The following is a 22848-nucleotide window of genomic DNA, read 5'->3' as shown; positions in this document are numbered from 1 at the left end:
GGTGTCACCAGAATTTGTCCTTGCTGCAATGATGTTACAATTATTTATACTGTATACCCTTCCTCACGCATTTTTGCTAATTTATAGCGTAATGTTCTTTCACTTACCCCTAATAAAGCTGCTACTTTCTGTCTATTTCCCTCATTCTCCAATAAAGTTTTTTCAATTAATTCAAATTCATGAATTTGCAGATTTTTACTGTTAGCAAGTGGAGTAATTTCAGGAACCAAGGTAGCATTTAATGACAATTGTAAATGCTCTGCTTCTATAATACCTTGAGTTTGTAAAACTAATGCTCGTTGAATCACATTATCTAATTCCCGCGCATTCCCCGGCCAGGGGTAAGCTAACATCAGCTTCTGAGCTGCTGGACAAATCACTGGAACCACAGGTTGCTTGTGCTGACAATGTTTACGAATCAGATAGTTAGCCAAGGGAATTATGTCATTCTTTCTTTCACGTAAAGGATGCCACTGCAATGGAAATACATTCAAACGATAAAACAAATCTTCCCTAAAACGACCCGCTTTCACTTCATCCTTAAGCTGTCGGTTAGTCGTAGCCAGAATGCGTACATCCAAACTAATTGTTTTATTGGCTCCAATTCGCTCCACTTCTTTTTCTTGCAAAACTCGAAGTAACTTAGCTTGTAAGCTTAAAGGCATTTCACTCACTTCATCAAGAAGTAAAGTCCCCCCTTGTGCCTGTTCAAACTTTCCAGCCGTTGATTTATAGGCTCCAGTAAATGAACCTTTTTCATAACCAAATAAGGTGGCCTCGAGCATTTGCTCAGGAATTGCAGCGCAATTAATCGCAATGAAAGGTTGTTTTTTTCGGGGTGAATGATCATGAATAAAATGAGCTAAAACTTCTTTACCCGTGCCACTCTCTCCACTAATCATTACACCCACATCCGATTGGGCCACTTTCAATGCCATAGTTAGTAAAGCCTGACTTTTAGGATCCTTGGCAATGGGCTCACCAGTATCCTCATCAAACTCCACTTTAATGTATTGATTAATTTTTTCAGTTAACAATTGGGCACTAAAAGGCTTTTGTAAATAATCCACCGCACCATTATGAAGAGCATTCACTGCATCTTGTACTGATCCATAGGCGGTCATCAAAATTACAGGAAGACCCAGTCTTCTCTTTTGGATCTCAGCTAATAGCTGATTTCCATCCAGTTCATCCATGCGAATATCCGTTAGTACCACTGATGGATTATGAATTTCGAGAAGAGCCAAAGCTTCCCTGCCATCTTTAGCAGTAATATATGTATGGCCAGCAATAGTCATTGTTTCAGCCAGCGCTTCCCTTAATACTGGATCATCTTCAACGATTAAAACATGACTCATAAAAAGTCCTTTTTCTAAGTGTTATAAAAAGGATATCATCCGGGGCGTGGTAAAGCGCCCCCTGAATTTATTTTAAAAGCTTAAACGGGAGACACTCAACATGCTCAGGATGACGACTTAAAATATTACGGCAAAAACAAATTAACTTGAGTTCCAACTCCTTCCGTAGATTCCATACTCAACCGACCGCCGTGTGCTTTTGCTACAGCATAAACAACTGCCAAACCTAAACCATTTCCTTGCGCTTTTGTAGTATAAAAAGGGGAAAAAGCCTGGTTCTTTACTTCCTCAGTCATTCCTTTACCATTGTCCTCTACTGATATTTGTATACCTGAATCATCCATAGATGCAAGTGTTAAATTAATTTCTGTTGCATCCGATTGCAATGAATTGATCACTAAGTTTAAAACAGCACCAATTAATGATTCTGCATGGACTAATGACTCACTGGAAACCAGTTGATTGTTCACATTGAATGTCACATTACGAGCTAAAACATAAGGCTGCGCACGTTGTACCAGCAAGGAACACCAATAGTTCATATCCGTGCGTGTGGGCTCTATTGTAGTTCCTCGTGCAAATAACAATAAGTCCTGAATTTGCTGCTCAATGCTGGTATGGCACTCTTGCAATCGATGAATCCAGTTTAGGGTACGCCCATCTAAATCAGGAAGATTATTCAAATGTTCTGTATACAACATCGCTGAAGCCAAAGGAGTTCTAATTTGATGTGCGAGCTGTGCCGTCATTGTACCAATTGAAACCAATTGCTTTTCATTTTCTTTAGCCTTCTCATAATCTCGTGTCGCAGTTATATCAGTTAAACTAACTAATATGCCCGGCAAACTGTCCAAGGTTGCAATCGCTACATGGACACGACGGCCGTCCGCCAGAGAAACTTCATGGCCATCATCAGCTCGAGGAACAAAAGCACGTAAAATCACATCCAACCATAATGAATCGAGTAAACCATATCCCAACATTGCCTCAGCAGGCGGATTTAACCACACAATACGTCCTTGAGAGTTAATGATGACTAAAGCGGTTGGCAAGCTAGATAAAATATCCCACTCAGAAAGAGGTATTTGCGGTCTTACAGCACATGTTTGGTAATTAGAATAATGCATACTGGATGAAATTATTATAATTAATAAGATGACTGTAACAAATTTAGAATAAAATGAAAATACTTTTAAAATCAGGCAATTAATTACTCTAAACTCCATTCCTCCTTTTTATTGACATAAAATGATAACCGTGATAAACATATTGCTATTAAATTATTCAAGAAAAGTAACATTATGACAATTATGCGTCCTAATATGACTATGTATATGAGCTGCCTGAACATTGTTTTTCAGGTTGGGCATGTGCAGTTAAATTTGGCGCTATAACTCCCCCACATTTCCCAATACCAGTGTTCAGGATAATCTCAAAAAGCGACCTTGTTAAAGTTAGAGGGCTTATTCATGAGCATATGCATTTTAAAAGGATCAAAGAGTGAATCTATTGATGAAATCAATTATCCAAGCATCAAGGGATGTTACCAGGAGTTAATTAAAGCTTTGGTTAAAAAAGGTTTCCCACTGGAAAGCATCAAAATTTATTTTGATGATGAAAAAAGGCAAATTCATTTTGATTACTACCCCGATGAACTGGATGTTCTAATCACTTATACGGATTTTGATGAAAAGCTACAACTTAATGTAACCCAACTACCTTTTGCATCAAATTGGGATGGTAATCGCTACCTTCTTTGGCATAATAAATCAGTGGAAGAATATGTAGCTGAAATTAAATCTTTGCATAAGTTGTCTGTTGATTTAGCACAACAAACAAACTATCCCCATCCTCGTTGGAATTTTTCACAAGCATCACATTCCTATTTATCAGTACCCCAAAGAAAGGAGGCACTAAAAAAATCATTCAGTGAGTTAAAAAATAAAAATGCGTTTCCCCAAGGAATCTACTTAGGCGAAATTCATCATCATAAGTTTCCCAAAAAATTTCTTACAGAAAATCTGGAATATTTTAAGCAACTAGGAATAAAAACCTTATTTTTTGAATTTCTCTTTTACGATCGCCATCAAACATTGCTTGATGCATATTTAAATAGCCCCAGTGAAGAACTGCCCCCTGAATTGGCTGCCTATTTACATTTCAAGGATGTAGCAAGTGGATGCGGATTTTCTGGTTATACAGATGTAGTAAAAGCAGCAAAAAAAGCAGGTATTCGTGTAGTTGCTCTGGATTCTTATCCTGCAATCTTATCCTGTATTAAAGGTTTCCAAATCAAATACTTAGGTGGAGATGAATACTTTAGAATTCATAGTTTTAATGGCAATGCAGCGAAAATTATTGAAAAAGAAAGCAATGGTGAACCTTACCTGGCTTTTTTAGGTTTTGATCACAGTTACATCAGTGGTAATTCTCGCTATAAAAATATCAAAAGTGTAGCAGAGTTATTACCAAATACGTGTTCAGTATTTCTTACAGATAGCCAAGTAAGTTATAAAAACTTATATGCTCCTTTTTTTAGTCATGGTAAACCATTGGTATTTAATTACAGCCGATATCATGAAGCAGGAGCAAATATTATTGAGACGAGTTGGAATACCCTGGATTGTCGATTATAAGTGCAAAAATACAAAAGAGTGGATCCATGTGGAACCATTCCCTGGCATTAAATTAAGAACTAATGCTCTCACGGCTTGTCCATGGAACACAGAATAAGATTAAGGACAATTAATGCGACATGAGACAGTGAAAGATCTACTCTTTTTAGAGATTAAGCTATGACTCTTGCTTTTTTTCATCCAATGATTTTAAAAAGTCTAACTTTTCGGCAATTTTTATTTCTAAACCACGATTTACTGGTTTATACCAACCGGGCTCCTGCATCCCTTCAGGTAAATAATGTTCTCCAGCAGCATAAGCATGCGGCTCATCATGCGCATAACGATACTCTTTTCCATATCCTAGTTTTTTCATTAAACGTGTAGGAGCATTACGTAAATGAATAGGTACTTCTCGAGATTTATCCCGTTTTACAAAATCCATAGCCTGGTTGAATGCGACATAAGCTGCATTACTTTTTGCAGCAATTGATAAATAAATGACAGCTTCTCCCAGAGCAAGTTCTCCCTCAGGAGAGCCCAATCTTTCATAAGTAAGTGCAGCATCATTTGCAATTTGGGCGGCACGCGGATCAGCTAGACCTATATCTTCCCATGCCATTCTAACGATACGCCGTGCCAAATAACGAGGATCCGCTCCCCCGTCTAACATACGGCATAACCAATAAAGTGCTGCATCAGGATGGGAGCCGCGCACTGATTTATGCAGCGCAGAAATTTGATCGTAAAAATTTTCGCCGCCTTTATCGAAACGTCTTACTTGTTCTGTCAGTGAATTCATAACAAATTCTTTAGTGACATGTACATTATTCATTGTGGTACATGCTGCATGCAATTGTTCGAGACTATTCAATAATCGCCGGGCATCCCCATCAGCAAATCCGATAACCATTTCTATCGCGTCATCATCAAATTGGATATGAGATAAAACAGCTTTATATGCTTTTTGGAACAAACGTCTTAATTCTTCATCAGTTAAAGACTTTAAAACATAAACCTGTGCGCGTGACAGCAATGCTGAGTTTACTTCAAAAGAAGGATTTTCAGTAGTAGCTCCTATAAAGGTCACCAAACCTGATTCAGTATAAGGTAATAATGCATCTTGTTGCGCTTTGTTAAAACGATGAATTTCATCAATAAACAATAAAGTATGTTTACCATAGGTCAAATTTTCTTGGGCTTTTTCAACTGCAGCACGAATGTCCTTTACACCGGAGAAAACCGCTGAAAGCGCTATCCATTCGCAGTCAAAAGCTTCAGCGGCAATACGGGCAATCGTTGTTTTACCAACTCCTGGTGGCCCCCATAAAATCATTGAATGAAGTTTTTTCCCAGCAAAACTCAGTCGTAACGATTTTCCTTCCCCCAATAAATGACTTTGCCCAATCACTTCATCCAGACTTTTGGGTCTTAAAAGCTCTGCTAATGGTGGTGTAGGCATCATCTTAAATAAGCTCATTGCCGAACCACATCCACCCCTTTTGGCGTTTTGAATTGAAACAAACTAGCGGCCAATTTAGGGTTTAATTTGATTTGCGATAATTGGACAGTTGTTACTTGACCCAATTGATCATAAAGCTCCAACCCTGTTAAGGCATTTTGGCGAAACTTCAATTTTATCCGTTGGAAGTTTGCTTTAGGTGATTTTGATTTCAAATCAAAAACAAGCTCATTACCCACATTACTTTGAGCCACCTTAAAATCTCGAGTTACAGTATCGTCATAGCCACTCAAGAATAAAGCAGCAGTTCCCCCTAAACCTTTTTGTTGTGCTTTAACAGTTACTTGCTCTAAGTCCTTATCATAGACCCAAATTTTTTGACCATCAGCTACCATTAACTGCTCCATAGGTTGTGTCGTCTGCCAACGAAATCGACCCGGTCTTTGTAATGCCATAGTACCCGATGAACGAGATACTACTCGTTGTTTTGCTTTTACTGTTTGCTTAAAAACAGCTGTCATAGAGCGAATGCTATTTAATTTGGCCTGCAATAATGCATCGGGTGTTTCACAAAATCCGGCGATAGAAACACTCAAGAGTACTGCGAATAATATTTTTTTCATTGCTAATCCTCCGTCACGGACGATACCAGAACATCACGATAGCCGCCATCTAATGGCCCCACAATTCCTGTTCGCTCCATTTCCTCAACCATTCTTGCTGCGCGGTTGTAACCTATTTTTAAACGTCGTTGAACTGCAGAGATACTTGCCTTACGCGTTTGAATAACGAATTCTACTGCTTGATCATAAAGAGGATCATCGTCCTCAGCTGCGGATTGCCCCTCTTCATCTGCTCCACCTTCATTACCATCACCAGTTAACTTTAAGATATCCTCAATATAATCAGGTTCCCCTCGAGCACGCCAGTCATCGGCAATACGATGAACTTCTTTGTCATCAACAAAAGCCCCATGAATACGTAAGGGTGCTCCACTTCCTGGTGCCAAATAGAGCATATCTCCATGTCCTAATAATTGTTCTGCACCTTGTTGATCTAATATAGTACGAGAATCAATTTTTGACGAAACTTGAAACGACATCCTTGTAGGAATATTTGATTTAATCAATCCTGTCAAAACATCCACCGAAGGCCTCTGTGTAGCAAGAATCATGTGAATTCCAGCGGCACGTGCTTTTTGAGCAATTCGCGCAATCAACTGCTCTACCTTCTTACCTACAACCATCATCATGTCGGCAAGCTCATCAATCACAACAACTATATAGGGTAAAAGCTCTAACTCTGGAGCTGTTTCATCCATTGAATCAACAGGCTTCCATAAAGGATTTACCAAAGGTTTGCCATCAGCAATCGCCTCAGCGATTTTACTATTAAAACCTGCCAAGTTCCTTACACCCAAAGCAGCCATAAGCTTATAACGACGTTCCATCTCTTCAACGCACCAACGCAATGCACTGGCAGCTTCTTTCATATCGGTAACCACAGGAGTCAACAAATGCGGAATTCCATCATAAACGGATAACTCCAACATTTTAGGATCAACCATAATGAGACGTACCTGATCGGGGGTTGCCTTAAATAAGATACTTAGAATCATGGCATTGATACCAACCGATTTACCCGACCCTGTTGTCCCAGCAACCAATAAATGCGGCATTTTAGCCAAATCAACCACTACAGGATGGCCTGCAATATCAACACCTAAGGCTAAGGTAATTGATGAGTGGGCCTGTTGATATACATCCGCTAATAGGACATCCGATAAGCGAACGGTTTCTCGCGAATGATTGGGTAACTCCAATCCAACCACAGTTTTACCTGGGATTACTTCAACAACACGAACTGAAATGACAGATAAAGAACGGGCTAAGTCTTTAGCCAACGCAGTCAACTTGCTTACTTTGATACCTGCTGCCAATTGTAATTCAAAGCGAGTTACCACAGGTCCAGGATGGACAGCAACTACACCAGCCTGAATGCCAAAATCCAGTAAATGTTGTTCTACTTCCCTTGATAAATTCTCCAATTCCTGATGCGTATATCCACCCATTGGTTTTCCAGGTTGTCCTTTATCTAATAAACCTAGAGAGGGCAATTCACCGGAAATACTTACTTTGGGAATACGGATTTCCTTTATTTCCTTAACTGGAGCCGGAACCGATTTAACAATTTCAGGTTTTACTTCAGTAATTAAAATAGGAGGAGCTATCCCCTCTTTTTCTTTCTCTACTTTTGGCTTAAATAATTTCGGAGCGGTTTTTTCACGAGGTGCTTTGGTTATTTCCTTTAACTTTGAACGCTCAACTTGAGCCTTAAGAAGATATACTACTTTTTGTATTGCCTTAGAAACATAATTTGCAGCGAATAATGTATAAAAACCGATAAGTTCAATTGCCTTTATCCAGGATAGACCGGTTAACCATGTAGTTCCTACCAAAAGCATAGCCAATAGAACCAAGCTTGCTCCATGCAAATTCAGCATTTGATACCAACCACCTCCAACAGCTTGCCCTATAAATCCTCCGGCACCATGAATGGAATCCAATTGATTCATCTCTGCCTCGAGGCTTAACAAGCCGCACCCCCCAGCAAACATAAGCATCAATCCAACAGAACGAAGAACTAAAACGCGTTTATCAAAAATCTTTAATGCACGAAAATCATGTAATAAGGCCCAGGAAATATAAACAAAAGCGATGGGGACCAAATAGGCAAAATATCCAAATGCAAAGTAAAGAGCGTCTGCAATATAAGCGCCCACTTGCCCACCTGAGTTTGCAACTAGCGCTCCGGCTCGTGAAGCATGTGAAAATCCAGGATCACTGACTTTATAAGTCAGTAAAGACAAGAGCACAAAAAGAGCACTTGTTAAAATTAATATAAAACTACCCTCACTAAGTCGCTTTACAACATAGCTAGGCATGTCTTTTTTAGAAGCACCAGATTTTTTTCCTGAATGTTGTTTTTCCATAGGTATTTTCATATAGTTGTTTTTGTCATAATATTCGCCATCTTAACACAAAATATCAAAATATTAAGGAAGGCAGAGACAATGAGCTCAAGCAATCATCATCGCTTAATCATATTAGGTTCAGGACCAGCAGGTTACACCGCTGCAGTCTATGCTGCAAGAGCCAATCTTCATCCGGTTTTAATCACTGGAATGCAACCAGGAGGTCAATTAACGACCACAACGGACGTTGATAACTGGCCTGGTGACATCGAAGGACTACAAGGCCCTGCCCTGATGGAGCGTATGCAAAAACATGCAGAACGCTTTGAAACCCAAATTATTTTTGATCATATTGTTAAAGCGAATTTAGCACAAGCACCTTTTACCCTGCATGGTGATAGTGATATTTATACCTGCGATGCACTGATCATCGCGACTGGAGCTTCTGCACGATACCTAGGATTAGAGTCAGAATCAGCTTATCAAGGCCGAGGGGTCTCCGCTTGCGCTACGTGTGACGGCTTTTTTTATCGCAATAAAGCAGTTTGTGTTATTGGTGGAGGAAATACTGCCGTTGAAGAAGCGCTTTATTTGTCTAACCTCGCCTCCTCCGTAACCTTAGTACATCGACGGGACAGTCTGCGCGCAGAGAAAATCCTCCAGGATAAACTCTTTGAAAAAACACGCAATGGCAATATTAAAATAATATGGAACTCCACTCTTGATGAAGTCATTGGTGATGATAAAAAAGTAACTGGGGCTTTAATTCGTAATGTACAAAATGATACAAAGGAGTTACTAAATGTCGATGGGGTATTCATTGCTATAGGACACACACCCAATACTGATTTGTTTAAAGATCAACTCATCATGAATAATGGTTATATCGTGATTAAATCAGGACTGGAAGGTATGGCAACCAGCACTTCCGTTCCCGGTGTATTTGCTTGTGGTGATGTGGCTGACCATGTGTACCGACAAGCCATCACCTCTGCTGGTTTTGGTTGTATGGCTGCTCTTGATGCAGAACAATATTTGGATTTAGGGGAGTAGCGTTTAATTAAAATCTCGCGCAGTGAAGCTGACTTAGAAGGCAATAACGTTGCTTTGCTGTCCCGATAAAATTGCTATTTATGGTGACCCTGTAGTTTCATTTTGATGAAGCATTTTCAACATAATATCTTTCCCCATAGCTTCAATCATTTTCATAAATAAGGGCGGGTTTTTCTCTTGTAAGCGGCGCAAATCGGAATAACGCCAATATAAAAAATCCACTGGTTCTCGTGAATGTATGGTAGTGCTGGCCTTACCGTCTCTAAAATAGCTCATCTCACCAATAAAATGATAAGGGCCTATCTCAATAATAGCCCCATCTACCTCAATATAAACCAAACCTTTGGTGATCAACATTAGGTTTTCTACAAGTTCTCCTTTAATCAGCATTCTTTTATTGCTGGAAGTACCTCGATAACTCAATTTTATAAGGCGAATAAAATCACTCGTTTGCATACTTGAAAAAAATAAATCTTTTATTTGTTGCAAATCATAAGGCAAGTCTCTAGGTATCATATCTCTTAACAAAATGCCAATCTGTACAAAATTAATCACTAATGATGCGATAGCCCAATATGCAACTGGAGGTACATCAGCCAATACGCCATAAAGCAAAAACGATAAATCCGATAGTATAAATATTGTACGAAGAAAGAGTACTTTTCTAAAGCAAAGACTCAAGAGCATTAAAATATTTCCCAAACTATACAGATAATCCAATTGCTTCCTCCTGTTCTTTGTTTAACCTAGAAAAACAGTAGAAACCCTAGTAAGCGAACTAAAGATCCTGAAGGAATTGGACTGTTTTAAAACAATCCGGCAAATTTGATACCTTTAGGTCCCGCAGCAGGTTTCAACTGCTTTTTCTAGGTTTATAATAATTGTAGAATAAAAAAGATTTGTAAGAGAAAAATTCTTGATAAATCCAGGAGATTGTATTGAGTTATAATGAAACTCACTTCTTTCCAAATCCAGAAACAAGTGATAACCAAGGTCTATTATTCATTGGCGGTGATTTATCACCCCAACGCCTACTTCAAGCTTATAAACAAGGAATTTTTCCCTGGTATGAGCCAGGAACCCCTATTCTCTGGTGGTCTCCAAATCCAAGACTCATATTAATTCCCAATGAATTTAAAGTATCCCGCAGTCTACAAAAATCATTAAAAAAGTCCTTCAGATTCACAATAGATACTGCATTTAAACAAGTAATTACTGCATGCGCTACGCGTGCTGAACGAATAAATAATACCTGGATAACAGAAGAAATGATTGAAGCATATACCCGTTTACATACCATGGGCTATGCTCATTCTTTTGAAATATGGTATGAAAATGAACTTGTAGGAGGCTTATATGGAATCAGTTTGGGCCATGCTTTTTTTGGTGAATCTATGTTTCACAAGATAACCAATGCTTCAAAAATTGCTTTTTATTATTTATGTAAAACAATGGTAGACTGGAACTTTGATTTTATTGATTGCCAAATTCCAACCAATCATTTACAAAGCCTAGGCGCTAAAGTTATCGAACGAAAAGAATTTCTTCACCTGTTATCCCAGTCATTAGAACACCCTACAAAGCAAGGCCAGTGGAATATCATTTTACCTTAATATTTCAAATAGCAACATCAGTGTACTATTATTATACGATATAGACATACCATTACCATTTCATCCTGTTATGGCTTCAATGATTGATAAGGTAGTTACATAACCCGGAGTAGTTGCCTATGGATTCAAAACAAAATAATGAATCAGGGTCTAAAGTTTCTATTATTTTTGGACAACTTAGCAGTTACCAATTACATGATATTTTGGATAACCATGGTGCCACAAAACAAGAAACTAAGGCTGTGTTTTTAATAAGAGATAATTCGGCAGGGATAATGACTGTTTCATATTACTCTCAAGAACACGAAATGGTAAAACATCTCCGATTGGGATTAACACATGATGGGTGGAAAATGGTTCCTAAACCACCTAAAGAGCCTGCATTTACAGATACCCTTGAAGTAAAAGCAAGATATATGCACGATAAAGCAACTTTTGATGAGGAAATGCGGTGCTTTCTCAATACGGCAAAGCGGCTATTTGAACAAAGCGTTACCCCAGAGCAGATTAAGACACTGAGCTTTGAATTACAAAAAAATGAATTTAATCTGCATGGGCTGATTAGACCCAGTCGTGCGCAAGCCAGTCAAGAGAGATACTATTTTGACTATGTCGGTGATGTATTTGTAGCTGAGAATATTCCTGGATTAGTTAAATAAGAGAGATTTTATTAATAGCTGAGTCGATAATGTCTGTAGTAAACCCATTGTGGAGCAGTACAAATAATTAAATTTTAATGAGCTTAGATTGCCATTTTCTTCATTTTAGTGCAGTATACACGCAGTAAAGTATATAATAATAAACCTTAAATTTTGGTAGATTACTGAGAGACCTATGGCAAAAGAAGATCATATAGAAATGGCTGGAACGGTTATAGATACCTTACCCAACACCATGTTTCGAGTTGAATTAGAAAATGGGCATGTTGTCACCGCCCACATTTCTGGTCGTATGCGTAAAAATTACATTAGAATTTTGACTGGTGACAAAGTTAAAGTCGAATTAACTCCCTATGACTTGTCCAAAGGTCGCATTATATTCCGCGATAAAAACTAAGTAGCGCTTTTTTTCTTTACACCGTGTAACCTGAGAGACAGCAAAAGCAAAATGTAGCTCGGGCTTGACATGGAAGAAGAAACATTGAGCCAGGCAAAAGCATCAAACCTGGAACGTGAATTAGGACTCCTACTTATCAATTGAAGTCAAATATAGGATAAGCAATTAAAGAGGATAATTAGTCTTCAGAACTCTTGGAAATTTTATGTTGCAGCACTCGTAATTTGATTGAAAGCACAAACCAATTAGAGAACCTCAGTGCCGCGCGCTTTTGCTTCACCTAGGCTCTCATTCATATTAACACTATTACCGTGAACAGGTTCCTACAGCCACTCTGCTACAAATTTATAAGGCTTCAAATATTGCAGCAGCGCCCATGCCTGTACCAATACACATAGTGACCATGCCATATCGTCCTTTAGTTCTTTTTAACCCATGCAATAAAGTAGCTGTTCTTATTGCACCTGTTGCACCTAACGGATGTCCTAAGGCAATAGCCCCACCTAGAGGATTCACTTTGGTTCGGGGAAGATCAAGTTCTTTAATCACTGCCAAAGCTTGCGCTGCAAAAGCCTCATTGAGCTCTATCCAATCCAGCTGATCTAAAGTAATACCAGCTCGTTTTAAAGCAACTGGAATTGCTTTGATAGGACCAATCCCCATAATTTCCGGAGGAACCCCGGCGACCGCATAACTCAGTAATCGTCCTATTGGTTTCAAGTTATATTGGTGTAAAGCCTGTTCACTGGCCAATAAAGCAATACCGGCGCCATCACTAGTCTGTGAACTGTTTCCAGCAGTAACCGTGCCCTTTGCCGCAAAGACTGGTTTTAATTTAGAAATCACATCATAAGAAGTGTCGGCTCGTGGTCCCTCATCATCATTCACCCATTTCTTCTTCATGATTACTGTGGCATTTTCTAAATCTGCCTGTCTTAGGATAATTTCTACGGGACTGATCTCAGCTTTAAAGTCACCCTTTTGCTGTGCTGTTATTGCCTTTTTATGACTTTCAGCAGCAAACTCATCTTGTTGCTCGCGAGTAATCTCCCAACGTTTTGCAACATTTTCAGCAGTAATACCCATCCCGTATGCGATTGCGATATCGTCATTATTGAATATCACAGGATTTGCTGTATATTTATTTCCACCTAAAGGAACCATAGACATGCTTTCAACACCACCAGCGAGAGCCAAATGCATGTCTCCATTACGTATAGACTCTGCAACAGTAGCAATACTTTGCACCCCGGAAGAACAAAAACGGTTGATTGTCATTGCAGGAACAGATTGAGGTAAGTCAGCAAGTAATGCTGCGATACGCGCTACATTCATACCCTGCTCTGCCTCAGGCATAGCACAACCTATAACAACGTCTCCTATTTCCTGATGATCCACTGATGGATTACGTTCTATTAAATTTCTAATCACATGGGCTAATAAATCATCTGGTAAAGTATTCTTAAACACACCGCGTGGTGCTTTACCTACTGGAGTGCGTAATGCGTCAACTATATATACATTAGTCATTTTTCAAATCTCCCTTAGTTGCGTAACGGCTTGCCAGTTTCTAGTAAATGACTAATGCGTGCTTGAGTTAATTGCGATCCAGCAAGAGTTATAAAAGCTTCTCGTTCTAACTTAAGCATCCAGTTCTCATCAACAAATGTGTTTTGATTGAGATTGCCACCACAAAGTACTGTTGCCAGCTCCGTAGCAATGAAATAATCATGCTGAGAAATAAATCCACCCTCTAACCAATTAACCAAACCTGCCTGTAATCGTGCTTTACCTTCAATTCCAGCAATTTGAAACTGTTTCTTTAAAGGAGGCAAGTAATTTTCTGTATGCATAAAATTTACTTTAGCCAATGCAACATAGAGGACTTCATCAGCATTCATGACATAACGGTCCGTGCTTCGTAAATAGCCCATCTGCATTGCATCAGCAGCTGAACTTGCAACTTGCGCAGTGGCGATTTGTTGATAGTAACCCTGAAAAACTGCCATCAAATCGCCTTTAGGAGCCAGATGTGCAGCACGCATGGCCATTTCTTTACATCCACCCCCAGCAGGTATGACTCCAACGCCAAACTCAACCAAACCCGGATAAGCTTCAAAGGCTGCAACCACGGCATCGCAATGCATCATTAATTCACAGCCACCACCAAGAGCACGTCCTCTCAACGCCGCAACTGTTGGAATAGAACTATATTTCAAACGTAAAGCTACATGTTGAAATTGTGCAATCATAGTGTCCAAAGCCTGCATTTTCTTGTCCTTAATTAAATTAAGAACACCACGTAAGTCAGCGCCCGAACAGAAATTAGTCGCATCATGTTGATAAATAATTAACCCACGGCATTGTTTTTCCGCAGTTTCAACTGCAGCCTCCAATCCATCAAGAACAACTTGTCCCACAGTATTTGCTTTACTTTTGAAATTCACAACAGCTACATCATCTTGTAAATGCCATAAACGCACACCTTCATTTTCATAAATCACAGGTGTAGGATGAGCTGTTTCTTTAATAACCCGGTCAGTGAAGAATTGACGTTTGTACACAGGTAATTGGCTTCGTGGTTGATAATCATTCATCTGCGGCGAATATGCACCATTTTTAGTATAGAAAGCATCGATTTCAAAAAGCCATCCGGGCAATTGCGCTGTACTAAGAGAGGATTTTTCCTTCATTGCCTGATTAATATATTGAGTCATTTTTGCCAGGTCTGCTAATTGCCATGTTTCAAAAGGTCCTTGCATCCATCCAAAGCCCCAGCGAATCGCCAAATCTACATCTCGAACATTCTCTGCAATTGACTCTAGATGATAGGCACAATAATGGAATAAATCTCTGAAACATGCAGCCAAAAACTGTGCTTGCTTGTTATTCGAAGTAAGTAGATTTTGCATGCGTACTGCTGGATCAGAATTACCCATGATCGTTTTCAACTCATCGCTTACAACAGGTTGAGCCGGACGATAAGTTGATGTTCTAACATCATAAACCTCGATAATTTTGCCATTTTTTCTATAAATACCCTGGCCTGTTTTTTGACCTAAATGTCCCTCTTTAATAAGATTAAGCAGCCATTCTGGCAGTTTAAACGTATGATGCCATGGATCATCGTGTAACTGCTGCTGCATTGTGTGGATTACATGTTGCATGGTGTCGAGACCAACAACATCCATAGTGCGAAATGTGGCAGATTTTGGTCTCCCTAACAAAGGGCCTGTCAATGCATCAACTTCATCCAATCCCATATCCATAGAAAAAGCGTGATGCAAGGTTGTTAAGAGAGAAAATACGCCTATACGATTACCAATAAAATTAGGCGTATCTTTAGCGCGCACCACTCCTTTACCTAAATTACGAGTTAACCATGTTTCCAGTTTATCCACTAATTCCTTATCTGTAGTTTTCGCAGGAATAAGTTCTGCAAGGTGCATGTAACGTGGAGGATTAAAAAAGTGTACACCACAAAAATTCTTCCTATGCGCCTCAGGTAAAACAGAACATAAAGAATTAATACTCAAACCTGAAGTATTACTCACTAAAATAGAGTGTTCTGTTAAAAATGGAGAAATCCGCTTGTATAAATCTTCTTTCCAATCCAAGCGCTCGGCTATTGCTTCAATCACTAAATCGCATGAAGATAAATCAGCAAGATCCTGATCATAATTTCGTGCTTGCAACAATGTTGCAGTTTGGGCAGTAGCAAGAGGAACAGGTTTTAGCTTCCCTAAATTAGCTATTGATTTATCAATCAGTGCGTTTGGATTTCCTTCTTTAGATGCCAAATCATAGAGTAACGTTTCTATACCTGCGTTAACACAGTGCGCTGCAATCTGCGCACCCATAACACCAGCACCCAGAACTGCGACTTTTTTTATAAAAAAAGGTCCCTGCATTCTTTTTTCCTCGTTAATTAAATGTAGCCTGGGGTGAGGTGAATTGTAACCGGAGTTACGCCTCGCTTCACCCTTCAATTTGCTTAAATCGTATCCATTCACCAAAATTTTAAAAATCTTGGTGAAAAGTCAGATTTGAGTGCAGGTTGGGCGAAAGCCATTCTAAAAAAGCGCAGCATAGATGGCTATGTGAGCATTTTTTAGAATGGCTTTCGCCCAAGATGCACCAAATATGGCTTTTCGGTGAACTGTGCTAATAGTTACCTTAAATCAAGACAAATCAAAACGAATGCCTTGCGCTAAGGGTAGTTCATTTCCCCAATTTATCGTATTGGTTTGTCGACGCATGTATGCTTTCCAAGAATCAGAACCCGATTCACGCCCACCTCCGGTTTCTTTTTCTCCACCAAACGCACCACCAATTTCAGCACCTGAAGTCCCTATATTAATATTGGCAATTCCACAATCACTGCCCCAGGCACTTAAAAAATGTTCCGCATTTTTCAGGTTTTGGGTGAACATGGCAGAAGACAATCCTTGAGGTACATGATTTTGTAAAGCAATCGCCTCATCGATTGTCTGAAAAGGCATAACGTACAAAATTGGCGCGAATGTTTCTTCCTGTACAATTTCCCAATGATTTTTTATATTACATACCAATGTAGGCTGAACAAAAAAACCAGGACGCTGTACTGGTTCGCCGCCAAAAATAATCCGGCCGCCTGCTTCCTTAATTCGAGCTATTGCCTGATTAAATTGATGCACAGCCTGTTCATCAATAAGCGGTCCCATTAAATTTTTCTTATCTAAAGGATCACCAATTGTTATTTGCTCATAGGCAAAACGTAAACGTTCTACAACATAATCATACTTAGAATGATGAATAAATAAGCGTCGTGTAGAAGTACACCGTTGACCTGCAGTACCTACTGCTCCAAAAACAATGGCTGGGATTGCTAAATGAAGATCTGCTGATTCATCGAGAATAATTGCGTTATTACCACCTAATTCCAGGATAGTTTTACCTAATCGGGCTGCAACTTTTTCTGCAACCTTTTTACCTACAGCTGTTGAGCCAGTAAATGAAATAAGAGGGATACGTTTATCATTAACCATTTCCTCAACCACATCGTGGCTTTCTGGAATAATTAAACTAAATATTTCCGGACAACCATTAGCTCTTAACACATCATTGCAAATATGCTGAACCGCAATAGCACACAAAGGAGTCTTTGCTGAAGGTTTCCACAGAGTCACATTACCACAGATAGCAGCCAGAAAAGCATTCCAAGACCAAACTGCAACGGGAAAGTTAAACGCCGAAATAACGCCAACAATACCATATGGATGCCACTGCTCATACATTCTGTGTTGAGGACGTTCGGAGTGCATGGAATTACCATATAACATTCGTGATTGACCCACCGCAAAATCGGCTATATCAATCATTTCCTGAACCTCTCCGTCCCCCTCCTGCTTGGATTTACCCATTTCAAGTGAAACCAAACTTCCCAATGCATCTTTATGTTCACGCAAGGCCTGGCCAATTTGCCTGATGATTTCTCCTCTTTTGGGAGCAGGAACTTTTTTCCATTCATGCGCAGCATGTTGAGCACGAGTCATTACCTCTTCATAATCGCGTAGAGTGCATGTTGCTATTTCTGCAAGTTTTTCACCATTTGCAGGGTTATAAGAGATTAGTTGATGCTCATGAACTCCACTTTGCCAACCTTGGCCACTAAAGGCGCCAGGATTAACTGCATGAATTTTCAAACGTTTTAATATGTCCATTAAATGTCTCCATAGTAACTCGGACTCACTAAAATATAATCCGGGTACAGTAACATGATATTTCTAGATTAAGCGTAATAGCGACCAAAACGATTTTCCAGTACTGAAGACAATTGGAATTTCTCTTGTAAAATCATTCCCTTATACTCATTCTCTTGCCCAAGCACTAAATCAACTACTGCACAAACACCAGAAGCAGTACTTATTTGAATTGCTGACCATTCCAAACCACAAATTTCTGCAGGATAAATCTTTTTCACATAATTTTTTTCGGTTAACTCGCCTCGTTTCATTCCTTCAACAGAAACATAAACAATCACAAGATCTTGATAAGTTTTAGGAATAGCATTTTCTAAAATTCGTTTTAATGTAGGTCTATCTTGGTTTAATCGCAAGTCGTTCATTAATAAACGCATCTTTGAACAATGGCCAGGATAACGCATTGTTTTATAATTCATGGTTTGTACTTTACCTGCATGTAATTCTGCCAAACTTCCCAATCCACCTGAGGTATTAAAAGCTTCATATTCACAACCATCGATTTGAATTGTTTCTAATCCTTCTAGAGGTGCTAAAGTTACTGCTTTTCCATATTTAATTGCATAACAAGGATTGCCGTATTCATTAATAACTCCATCAGTTGACCAAGTTAATGAATATTGGAGGGCATTATTTGCATTTTGAGGAAGAGCTCCGACACGTAATTTAACATGGTGACACTCTTCAAACTCATGCATTAAACTGTTTGCAGCGATGCTGATAAATCCGGGAGCTAACCCGCATTGAGGAACAAATGCAGTTTCTGCATCAAGAGCAATTGCTTTCACTGCTTCAGTCACCGCGGTATCTTCGGTGAGATCAAAATAATGTGCTTTGGCAGCTTTTGCAGCTTCAGCAACATAAGTATTTAGGAAATATGGAAGGCTTGAAATAACAGTCACAATACCATTTTTTTCCATATAAGCTTGGGTTGACTGCTGATCTCGAACATCTAAGGCTACAGTTTTAATTTTGGGTACTGCGTCCAACAGCCTTTTTACATCGGATCCATTAAAATCAATATCAACCAGATGAACTTGGTAAGAGCCGCTCTCTGATAATAAACAAGCGATTAAGCTACCAATTTTCCCTGCACCAGTAATCATTACATTATACATTTATCCCTCTCCCATTATAAAACGCAATCATCCTACACAAAATATTCAGAATTGGATAGTATTCTCTAAACTATGTGCGAAACAAAATGAGAATATTAAAATCGAGTTATTCTATTTTTTAATACATAATATTTAAAAGGACTATATTTTAAAAATTCTTGAATTCATAAAAGGAATTGTCATGAATAAATCGAAAAAGAAGCCCCCAAAATCTACTAAGAAAGCCCAGGCCCCCTTATTAACCGAATCAGAAAAATGCGACTATGAAGGGGTAAGTTTTGATAGATTATTCCATGCGATAATAAGCCAATTGTGTAACTGGTTATCCCCAGGAACACTCATGATGTCTTTTACAGATTGGCTAATCTATTTAATTTTTTCGCCGGCAAAGCAAATTGACTTAAATAAAAATGCACTCCAAAAACTAGGGCGTTTATTGTTATACATACAACAACAAAGCCAGGATAAATGTGAACCCTGTGTTGAAGTACGGCAAACCGATCATCGCTTTCAAAATGAATTATGGTCTCAGTATCCATTCAATGTTTATTCACAATCCTTTTTATTAACAGAAGAATGGTGGGAGGATGCTACAACACATCTTCGTGGAGTTTCCAACCATCATGAGAATATAGTTAATTTTGTAACACGCCAAATTCTGGACGTTTTTGCTCCATCTAATTTTCCTGGAACAAATCCTGAAGTAATTACTGCCACAATGAATGAAGGGGGCATGAATTTTAGCAAAGGATGGAATAATTTTATTGAGGACATCATCCGGAGACTGAATGACAAACCACCAGCGGGAAGTGATCAATATAAAGTAGGAAAGAATGTAGCAGTAACATCCGGGAAAGTTATTTATAGAAATCATTTAATTGAGCTGATTCAATATGAATCAACAACCTCAACAGTGCACCCAGAACCAGTCTTAATCGTCCCAGCCTGGATTATGAAATATTACATTCTTGATCTCTCGCCTAACAACTCCATGGTTAAATTCTTAGTAGATAAAGGGCATACTGTATTTATGATTTCCTGGAAAAATCCAACCTCTGAAGATAGAGACTTAGACTTTTCTGATTACGCAATACAAGGTGTGATGGATGCATTAAAAACAATTAATCAAATTATTCCGCAAAAAAAAGTTCATGCCGTAGGTTATTGTATTGGAGGGACTTTATTAACCATGGTTGCTGCAAAAATGGCAGCTGATAATGATGATCGATTAAAAACCATGACGCTGTTTGCAGCACAAACTGATTTTCAGGATGCAGGCGAATTGCAGCTATTTATCGATGAAAACCAACTTACATATATTGAAGATATCATGTGGGAAAAAGGCTATTTAGATGGTTCGCAAATGGCAGGGGCGTTTAATATGTTACGCTCCATAGATCTCATTTGGTCTCGTGTGGTATATGATTATTTATTGGGCAAACGCCAGACAGTAAGTGACCTAATGGCATGGAATTACGATGCGACCAGGATGCCTTATAAAATGCATAGTGAGTATCTGCGCAAGTTATTTTTAAATAATGATTTAGTTGAAGGACGATTTAAGATTCATGATCAGAACATTAACCTTGCCGATATCGAATTACCTATTTTTTCAGTAAGCACTATAAAAGATCACATCGCGCCTTGGAAATCGGTGTATAAAATTCATTACTTTATTGATAGCGATATTACCTTTGTATTAACTAATGCAGGGCACAATACAGGAATCGTTAATGAACCAGGGGACGATGGACGTAGTTATCAAATGCTCACCCATAAATTGGATGATAAACATTTGGCCCCTAACATTTGGTTAGAAAGGGCACCTCATTTTAAAGATTCGTGGTGGTCAGCCTGGGAAAAATGGCTTGCAGATTATTCTGGTACAAAAAAGAAACCACCTGAATTAGGCAATCCTGAGCAAGATATAAGACCGATTTGTGATGCACCAGGAACCTATGTTCTGAAAAAATAATAGTCACTAGTTCTGGACCCTGCAAGCAAGTCATGGGGAGTGGATGTACATAAAAAGGCCTACGTGCAGCAGCTTTTCCGCTGCATCCATGAATGGCACCGAAGCGGGATCCTGTACACAGGCCGCAAGACGTAGGCGGTGGTGATCTATTGCAAATCAATTTCATGTCATTAAAACACTCGCTTGCACTTCATCCGGATTAGGAGACAGATCAGTTATAAAATGTTTCACTAATTCTTGACCTGGATAAAGGACTCAATTATCTTATCGTTTTATAATTTTTTAACAACTCATGAAGCAAACCGCTTTAGCCAATTCTATCCCTTTGAGTTCATCAATTCGTTTTGGCTATGTTAAATACTTTTTTATATTTATAGCAGGCCTTCTGGCTCCTTTTGGTTTTGCCCCTTTCCATATACCAGGATTAGCACTGTTGAGTTTAGCCTTTCTCTATTCGAGCCTACAAAATTGCTCTGCGAAACAAGGCTTTTCACTTGGTTTTTTTTATGGGATAGGCTATTTCGGTTTTGGAGTTTCCTGGGTTATAGTCAGTATCCACGATTATGGCCAACTCAATTATTTACTTGCAGGATTAGTTACATTAATTTTCATTATGTATCTCGCGCTCTTCCCTGCCCTTGTTGCTTATTTTTATCAATTGCTTAAGTTTAAAAATCGACAATTGTTGTCTTTAACTCTATTTTGTGTCTTATGGTGCTTGAGTGAATACTGCCGTGCTACGTTATTTAGCGGTTTTCCTTGGTTATTGACAGGCACCGTGCTCATTGATACTCCCATTAAATACATCGCGCCTGTTTTAGGGATTTATGGACTCAGTTTTGTCTGTATTTTAATTTCTGCATTACTGACTTTAGCTGTGTCACAAAATACCAAAAAACGTTACCACTACTTGATCATAATTGTACTCATCATTTTGAGCCCAATACTTTGCAAAAATAGTTCATGGTCACAAATCAAACAAGAACCTATCAGTGTAGGCGCTGTTCAGGCTAATTTATCCATGCGCGATAAATGGGATGAAACCTTATTTTGGAATTTATTAAAATACTATGAAGATGCAATTAATAAACTCCTAGGTAAACAATTAATTATTTTGCCAGAATCCGCCATACCACTGCCTGCAAGTTATTTGGATAAATACTTATTTAAACTGAACAAAAAAGCTTTGAAGGCGAACAGCGCGCTTATGTTAGGCATTTTACAACCTACAAATGATAGTGAAACAAATTATTACAACTCGGTAATTACCCTTGGACAGGCAAAAGGGAAAAAGCTCAAACGCCATTTGGTTCCTTTTGGTGAATATATTCCCAAACCTCTGGTTACCATTAATCGTTGGTTGAGTTTACCTGAACCCAATTTATTACCAGGGAAAAGAAAGCAACCTCTAATTCGAATTGAAAACCATCCTATAGCAAGTCTCATTTGTTATGAGATTGCTTACCCCAATATTTTACGTGATCAAATGCCTAAAGCCCAATGGATCGTTTCAATTAGTGATAATGGCTGGTTTGGACACTCATTAGCCAGCTACCAACAATTACAAATGGCTCAAATCCTTTCCCTGCTTACAGGACGATATCAAGTGGTAGTCAATAATGACGGCTTATCGTCAGTAATTGACTCAAGCGGAGATATAGTAGAAAGTCTGCCTCCATTTAGTTCTGGGCTATTGCAAAGTAGTATATTTCCTGCTGAAGGACTTACTCCATGGATTATTTGGTATGAGTATCCAGTACTCATATTTTGCACAATTTTTCTTTCTTTTGTACTTTTTATTCAACTTCGTCGCTTATTCCAGTAATAATCTATTGCTGGCAGACACAAGAGGAGTTATCCTTAGCGATTTAGAGTCACTTAAA

At 38.8% G+C, this 22848-nt stretch carries 17 protein-coding genes; 7 read left to right on the top strand and 10 right to left on the bottom strand.

The genetic code is table 11. The features are described from left to right. Positions 1-44: 44 nt before the first annotated feature. Positions 45-1358, bottom strand: a complete 1314-nt coding sequence (locus LXO92_RS09800) for a sigma-54-dependent transcriptional regulator (protein WP_182352494.1) — start codon at positions 1356-1358, stop codon at positions 45-47. Positions 1359-1483: 125 nt separating this feature from the next. Beyond that, positions 1484-2485, bottom strand: a complete 1002-nt coding sequence (locus LXO92_RS09795; protein ID WP_182352797.1) for a sensor histidine kinase — start codon at positions 2483-2485, stop codon at positions 1484-1486. Positions 2486-2827: 342 nt separating this feature from the next. Here LXO92_RS09795 and LXO92_RS09790 point away from each other — a divergent pair, with 342 nt between their 5' ends. Next, positions 2828-3994: a TraB/GumN family protein gene (locus LXO92_RS09790; RefSeq protein ID WP_182352493.1), complete on the top strand. Its 1167-nt coding sequence runs from the start codon at positions 2828-2830 to the stop codon at positions 3992-3994. A gap of 157 nt (positions 3995-4151) precedes the next feature. On the opposite strand, the gene LXO92_RS09785 is transcribed toward LXO92_RS09790, so the two are convergent. The 3 genes from LXO92_RS09785 to LXO92_RS17180 are packed head-to-tail and all read right to left on the bottom strand — an operon-like array spanning position 4152 to position 8427. Further along, entirely contained in the window at positions 4152-5453 is a 1302-nt protein-coding gene (locus LXO92_RS09785) for a replication-associated recombination protein A (protein WP_182352492.1), read from the bottom strand. Beyond that, positions 5450-6058, bottom strand: a complete 609-nt coding sequence (lolA, locus tag LXO92_RS09780) for an outer membrane lipoprotein periplasmic chaperone LolA (protein ID WP_182352491.1) — start codon at positions 6056-6058, stop codon at positions 5450-5452. Before lolA ends, LXO92_RS09785 begins: the two co-directional genes overlap by 4 nt. Positions 6059-6060: 2 nt before the next feature. Continuing rightward, positions 6061-8427: a DNA translocase FtsK gene (locus LXO92_RS17180; protein WP_304608169.1), complete on the bottom strand. Its 2367-nt coding sequence runs from the start codon at positions 8425-8427 to the stop codon at positions 6061-6063. 81 nt (positions 8428-8508) lie between these two features. Here LXO92_RS17180 and trxB point away from each other — a divergent pair, with 81 nt between their 5' ends. After that, positions 8509-9462, top strand: a complete 954-nt coding sequence (gene trxB / locus LXO92_RS09765; RefSeq protein WP_182352489.1) for a thioredoxin-disulfide reductase — start codon at positions 8509-8511, stop codon at positions 9460-9462. Between the two features lie 78 nt (positions 9463-9540). Here trxB and LXO92_RS09760 read toward each other — a convergent pair whose 3' ends face one another. Further along, the gene (locus tag LXO92_RS09760; protein WP_182352488.1) at positions 9541-10182 is read right to left on the bottom strand and encodes a cyclic nucleotide-binding domain-containing protein; all 642 of its coding nucleotides are present in this window, start codon (positions 10180-10182) and stop codon (positions 9541-9543) included. 218 nt (positions 10183-10400) lie between these two features. Between LXO92_RS09760 and aat the strand changes: the two genes are divergently transcribed. The 3 genes from aat (at position 10401) to infA (ending at position 12131) form a co-directional block, all read left to right on the top strand. Continuing rightward, complete coding sequence (gene aat / locus LXO92_RS09755) at positions 10401-11075, top strand: leucyl/phenylalanyl-tRNA--protein transferase (RefSeq protein ID WP_232890871.1); 675 nt, start codon at positions 10401-10403, stop codon at positions 11073-11075. A gap of 119 nt (positions 11076-11194) precedes the next feature. Continuing rightward, positions 11195-11734, top strand: coding sequence for a hypothetical protein (locus LXO92_RS09750; protein WP_182352486.1), 540 nt, complete (start codon positions 11195-11197; stop codon positions 11732-11734). 175 nt (positions 11735-11909) lie between these two features. After that, positions 11910-12131, top strand: a complete 222-nt coding sequence (infA, locus tag LXO92_RS09745; RefSeq protein WP_006872751.1) for a translation initiation factor IF-1 — start codon at positions 11910-11912, stop codon at positions 12129-12131. 345 nt (positions 12132-12476) lie between these two features. Here infA and LXO92_RS09740 read toward each other — a convergent pair whose 3' ends face one another. The 4 genes from LXO92_RS09740 to LXO92_RS09725 form a co-directional block, all read right to left on the bottom strand. Then, positions 12477-13661 carry an acetyl-CoA C-acyltransferase gene (locus LXO92_RS09740; protein ID WP_182352485.1) on the bottom strand — a complete coding sequence of 395 codons (1185 nt, stop codon included), beginning with the start codon at positions 13659-13661 and terminating at the stop codon, positions 12477-12479. Between the two features lie 14 nt (positions 13662-13675). Continuing rightward, positions 13676-16042, bottom strand: coding sequence for a 3-hydroxyacyl-CoA dehydrogenase/enoyl-CoA hydratase family protein (locus LXO92_RS09735; RefSeq protein ID WP_232890870.1), 2367 nt, complete (start codon positions 16040-16042; stop codon positions 13676-13678). A 270-nt stretch (positions 16043-16312) separates the two neighbouring features. Then, positions 16313-17833, bottom strand: coding sequence for an L-piperidine-6-carboxylate dehydrogenase (amaB, locus tag LXO92_RS09730; protein ID WP_182352483.1), 1521 nt, complete (start codon positions 17831-17833; stop codon positions 16313-16315). Positions 17834-17901: 68 nt separating this feature from the next. Further along, positions 17902-18990: a saccharopine dehydrogenase family protein gene (locus tag LXO92_RS09725; RefSeq protein ID WP_182352482.1), complete on the bottom strand. Its 1089-nt coding sequence runs from the start codon at positions 18988-18990 to the stop codon at positions 17902-17904. Between the two features lie 181 nt (positions 18991-19171). On the opposite strand from LXO92_RS09725, the gene LXO92_RS09720 reads away from it, so the two are divergent. Together LXO92_RS09720 and lnt are read left to right on the top strand one after the other, a co-directional pair. Next, positions 19172-20965 (top strand): PHA/PHB synthase family protein, encoded by a 1794-nt coding sequence (locus LXO92_RS09720; RefSeq protein ID WP_182352481.1) that lies wholly within the window; start codon positions 19172-19174, stop codon positions 20963-20965. A 292-nt stretch (positions 20966-21257) separates the two neighbouring features. Further along, positions 21258-22790 (top strand): apolipoprotein N-acyltransferase, encoded by a 1533-nt coding sequence (lnt, locus tag LXO92_RS09715; RefSeq protein WP_182352480.1) that lies wholly within the window; start codon positions 21258-21260, stop codon positions 22788-22790. Positions 22791-22848: the final 58 nt, after the last annotated feature.

Source organism: Legionella resiliens (genome assembly GCF_021344005.1).
Lineage (GTDB): Bacteria > Pseudomonadota > Gammaproteobacteria > Legionellales > Legionellaceae > Legionella > Legionella resiliens.
The sequence above is the reverse complement of the archived record's forward strand: the minus strand, read 5'-3'. Positions and strand labels throughout refer to the sequence as shown.

Coding starts and splice junctions, on each gene's coding strand:
- LXO92_RS09750 (WP_182352486.1), top strand. CDS start 11,195: ATGGATTCAAAACAAAATAATGAATCAGGGTCTAAAGTTTCTATTATT.
- LXO92_RS09735 (WP_232890870.1), bottom strand. CDS start 16,042: ATGCAGGGACCTTTTTTTATAAAAAAAGTCGCAGTTCTGGGTGCTGGT.
- lnt (WP_182352480.1), top strand. CDS start 21,258: ATGAAGCAAACCGCTTTAGCCAATTCTATCCCTTTGAGTTCATCAATT.
- LXO92_RS17180 (WP_304608169.1), bottom strand. CDS start 8,427: ATGGAAAAACAACATTCAGGAAAAAAATCTGGTGCTTCTAAAAAAGAC.
- LXO92_RS09720 (WP_182352481.1), top strand. CDS start 19,172: ATGAATAAATCGAAAAAGAAGCCCCCAAAATCTACTAAGAAAGCCCAG.
- LXO92_RS09790 (WP_182352493.1), top strand. CDS start 2,828: ATGAGCATATGCATTTTAAAAGGATCAAAGAGTGAATCTATTGATGAA.
- trxB (WP_182352489.1), top strand. CDS start 8,509: ATGAGCTCAAGCAATCATCATCGCTTAATCATATTAGGTTCAGGACCA.
- amaB (WP_182352483.1), bottom strand. CDS start 17,833: ATGGACATATTAAAACGTTTGAAAATTCATGCAGTTAATCCTGGCGCC.
- infA (WP_006872751.1), top strand. CDS start 11,910: ATGGCAAAAGAAGATCATATAGAAATGGCTGGAACGGTTATAGATACC.
- lolA (WP_182352491.1), bottom strand. CDS start 6,058: ATGAAAAAAATATTATTCGCAGTACTCTTGAGTGTTTCTATCGCCGGA.
- LXO92_RS09785 (WP_182352492.1), bottom strand. CDS start 5,453: ATGAGCTTATTTAAGATGATGCCTACACCACCATTAGCAGAGCTTTTA.
- LXO92_RS09725 (WP_182352482.1), bottom strand. CDS start 18,990: ATGTATAATGTAATGATTACTGGTGCAGGGAAAATTGGTAGCTTAATC.
- LXO92_RS09740 (WP_182352485.1), bottom strand. CDS start 13,661: ATGACTAATGTATATATAGTTGACGCATTACGCACTCCAGTAGGTAAA.
- LXO92_RS09800 (WP_182352494.1), bottom strand. CDS start 1,358: ATGAGTCATGTTTTAATCGTTGAAGATGATCCAGTATTAAGGGAAGCG.
- LXO92_RS09795 (WP_182352797.1), bottom strand. CDS start 2,485: ATGCATTATTCTAATTACCAAACATGTGCTGTAAGACCGCAAATACCT.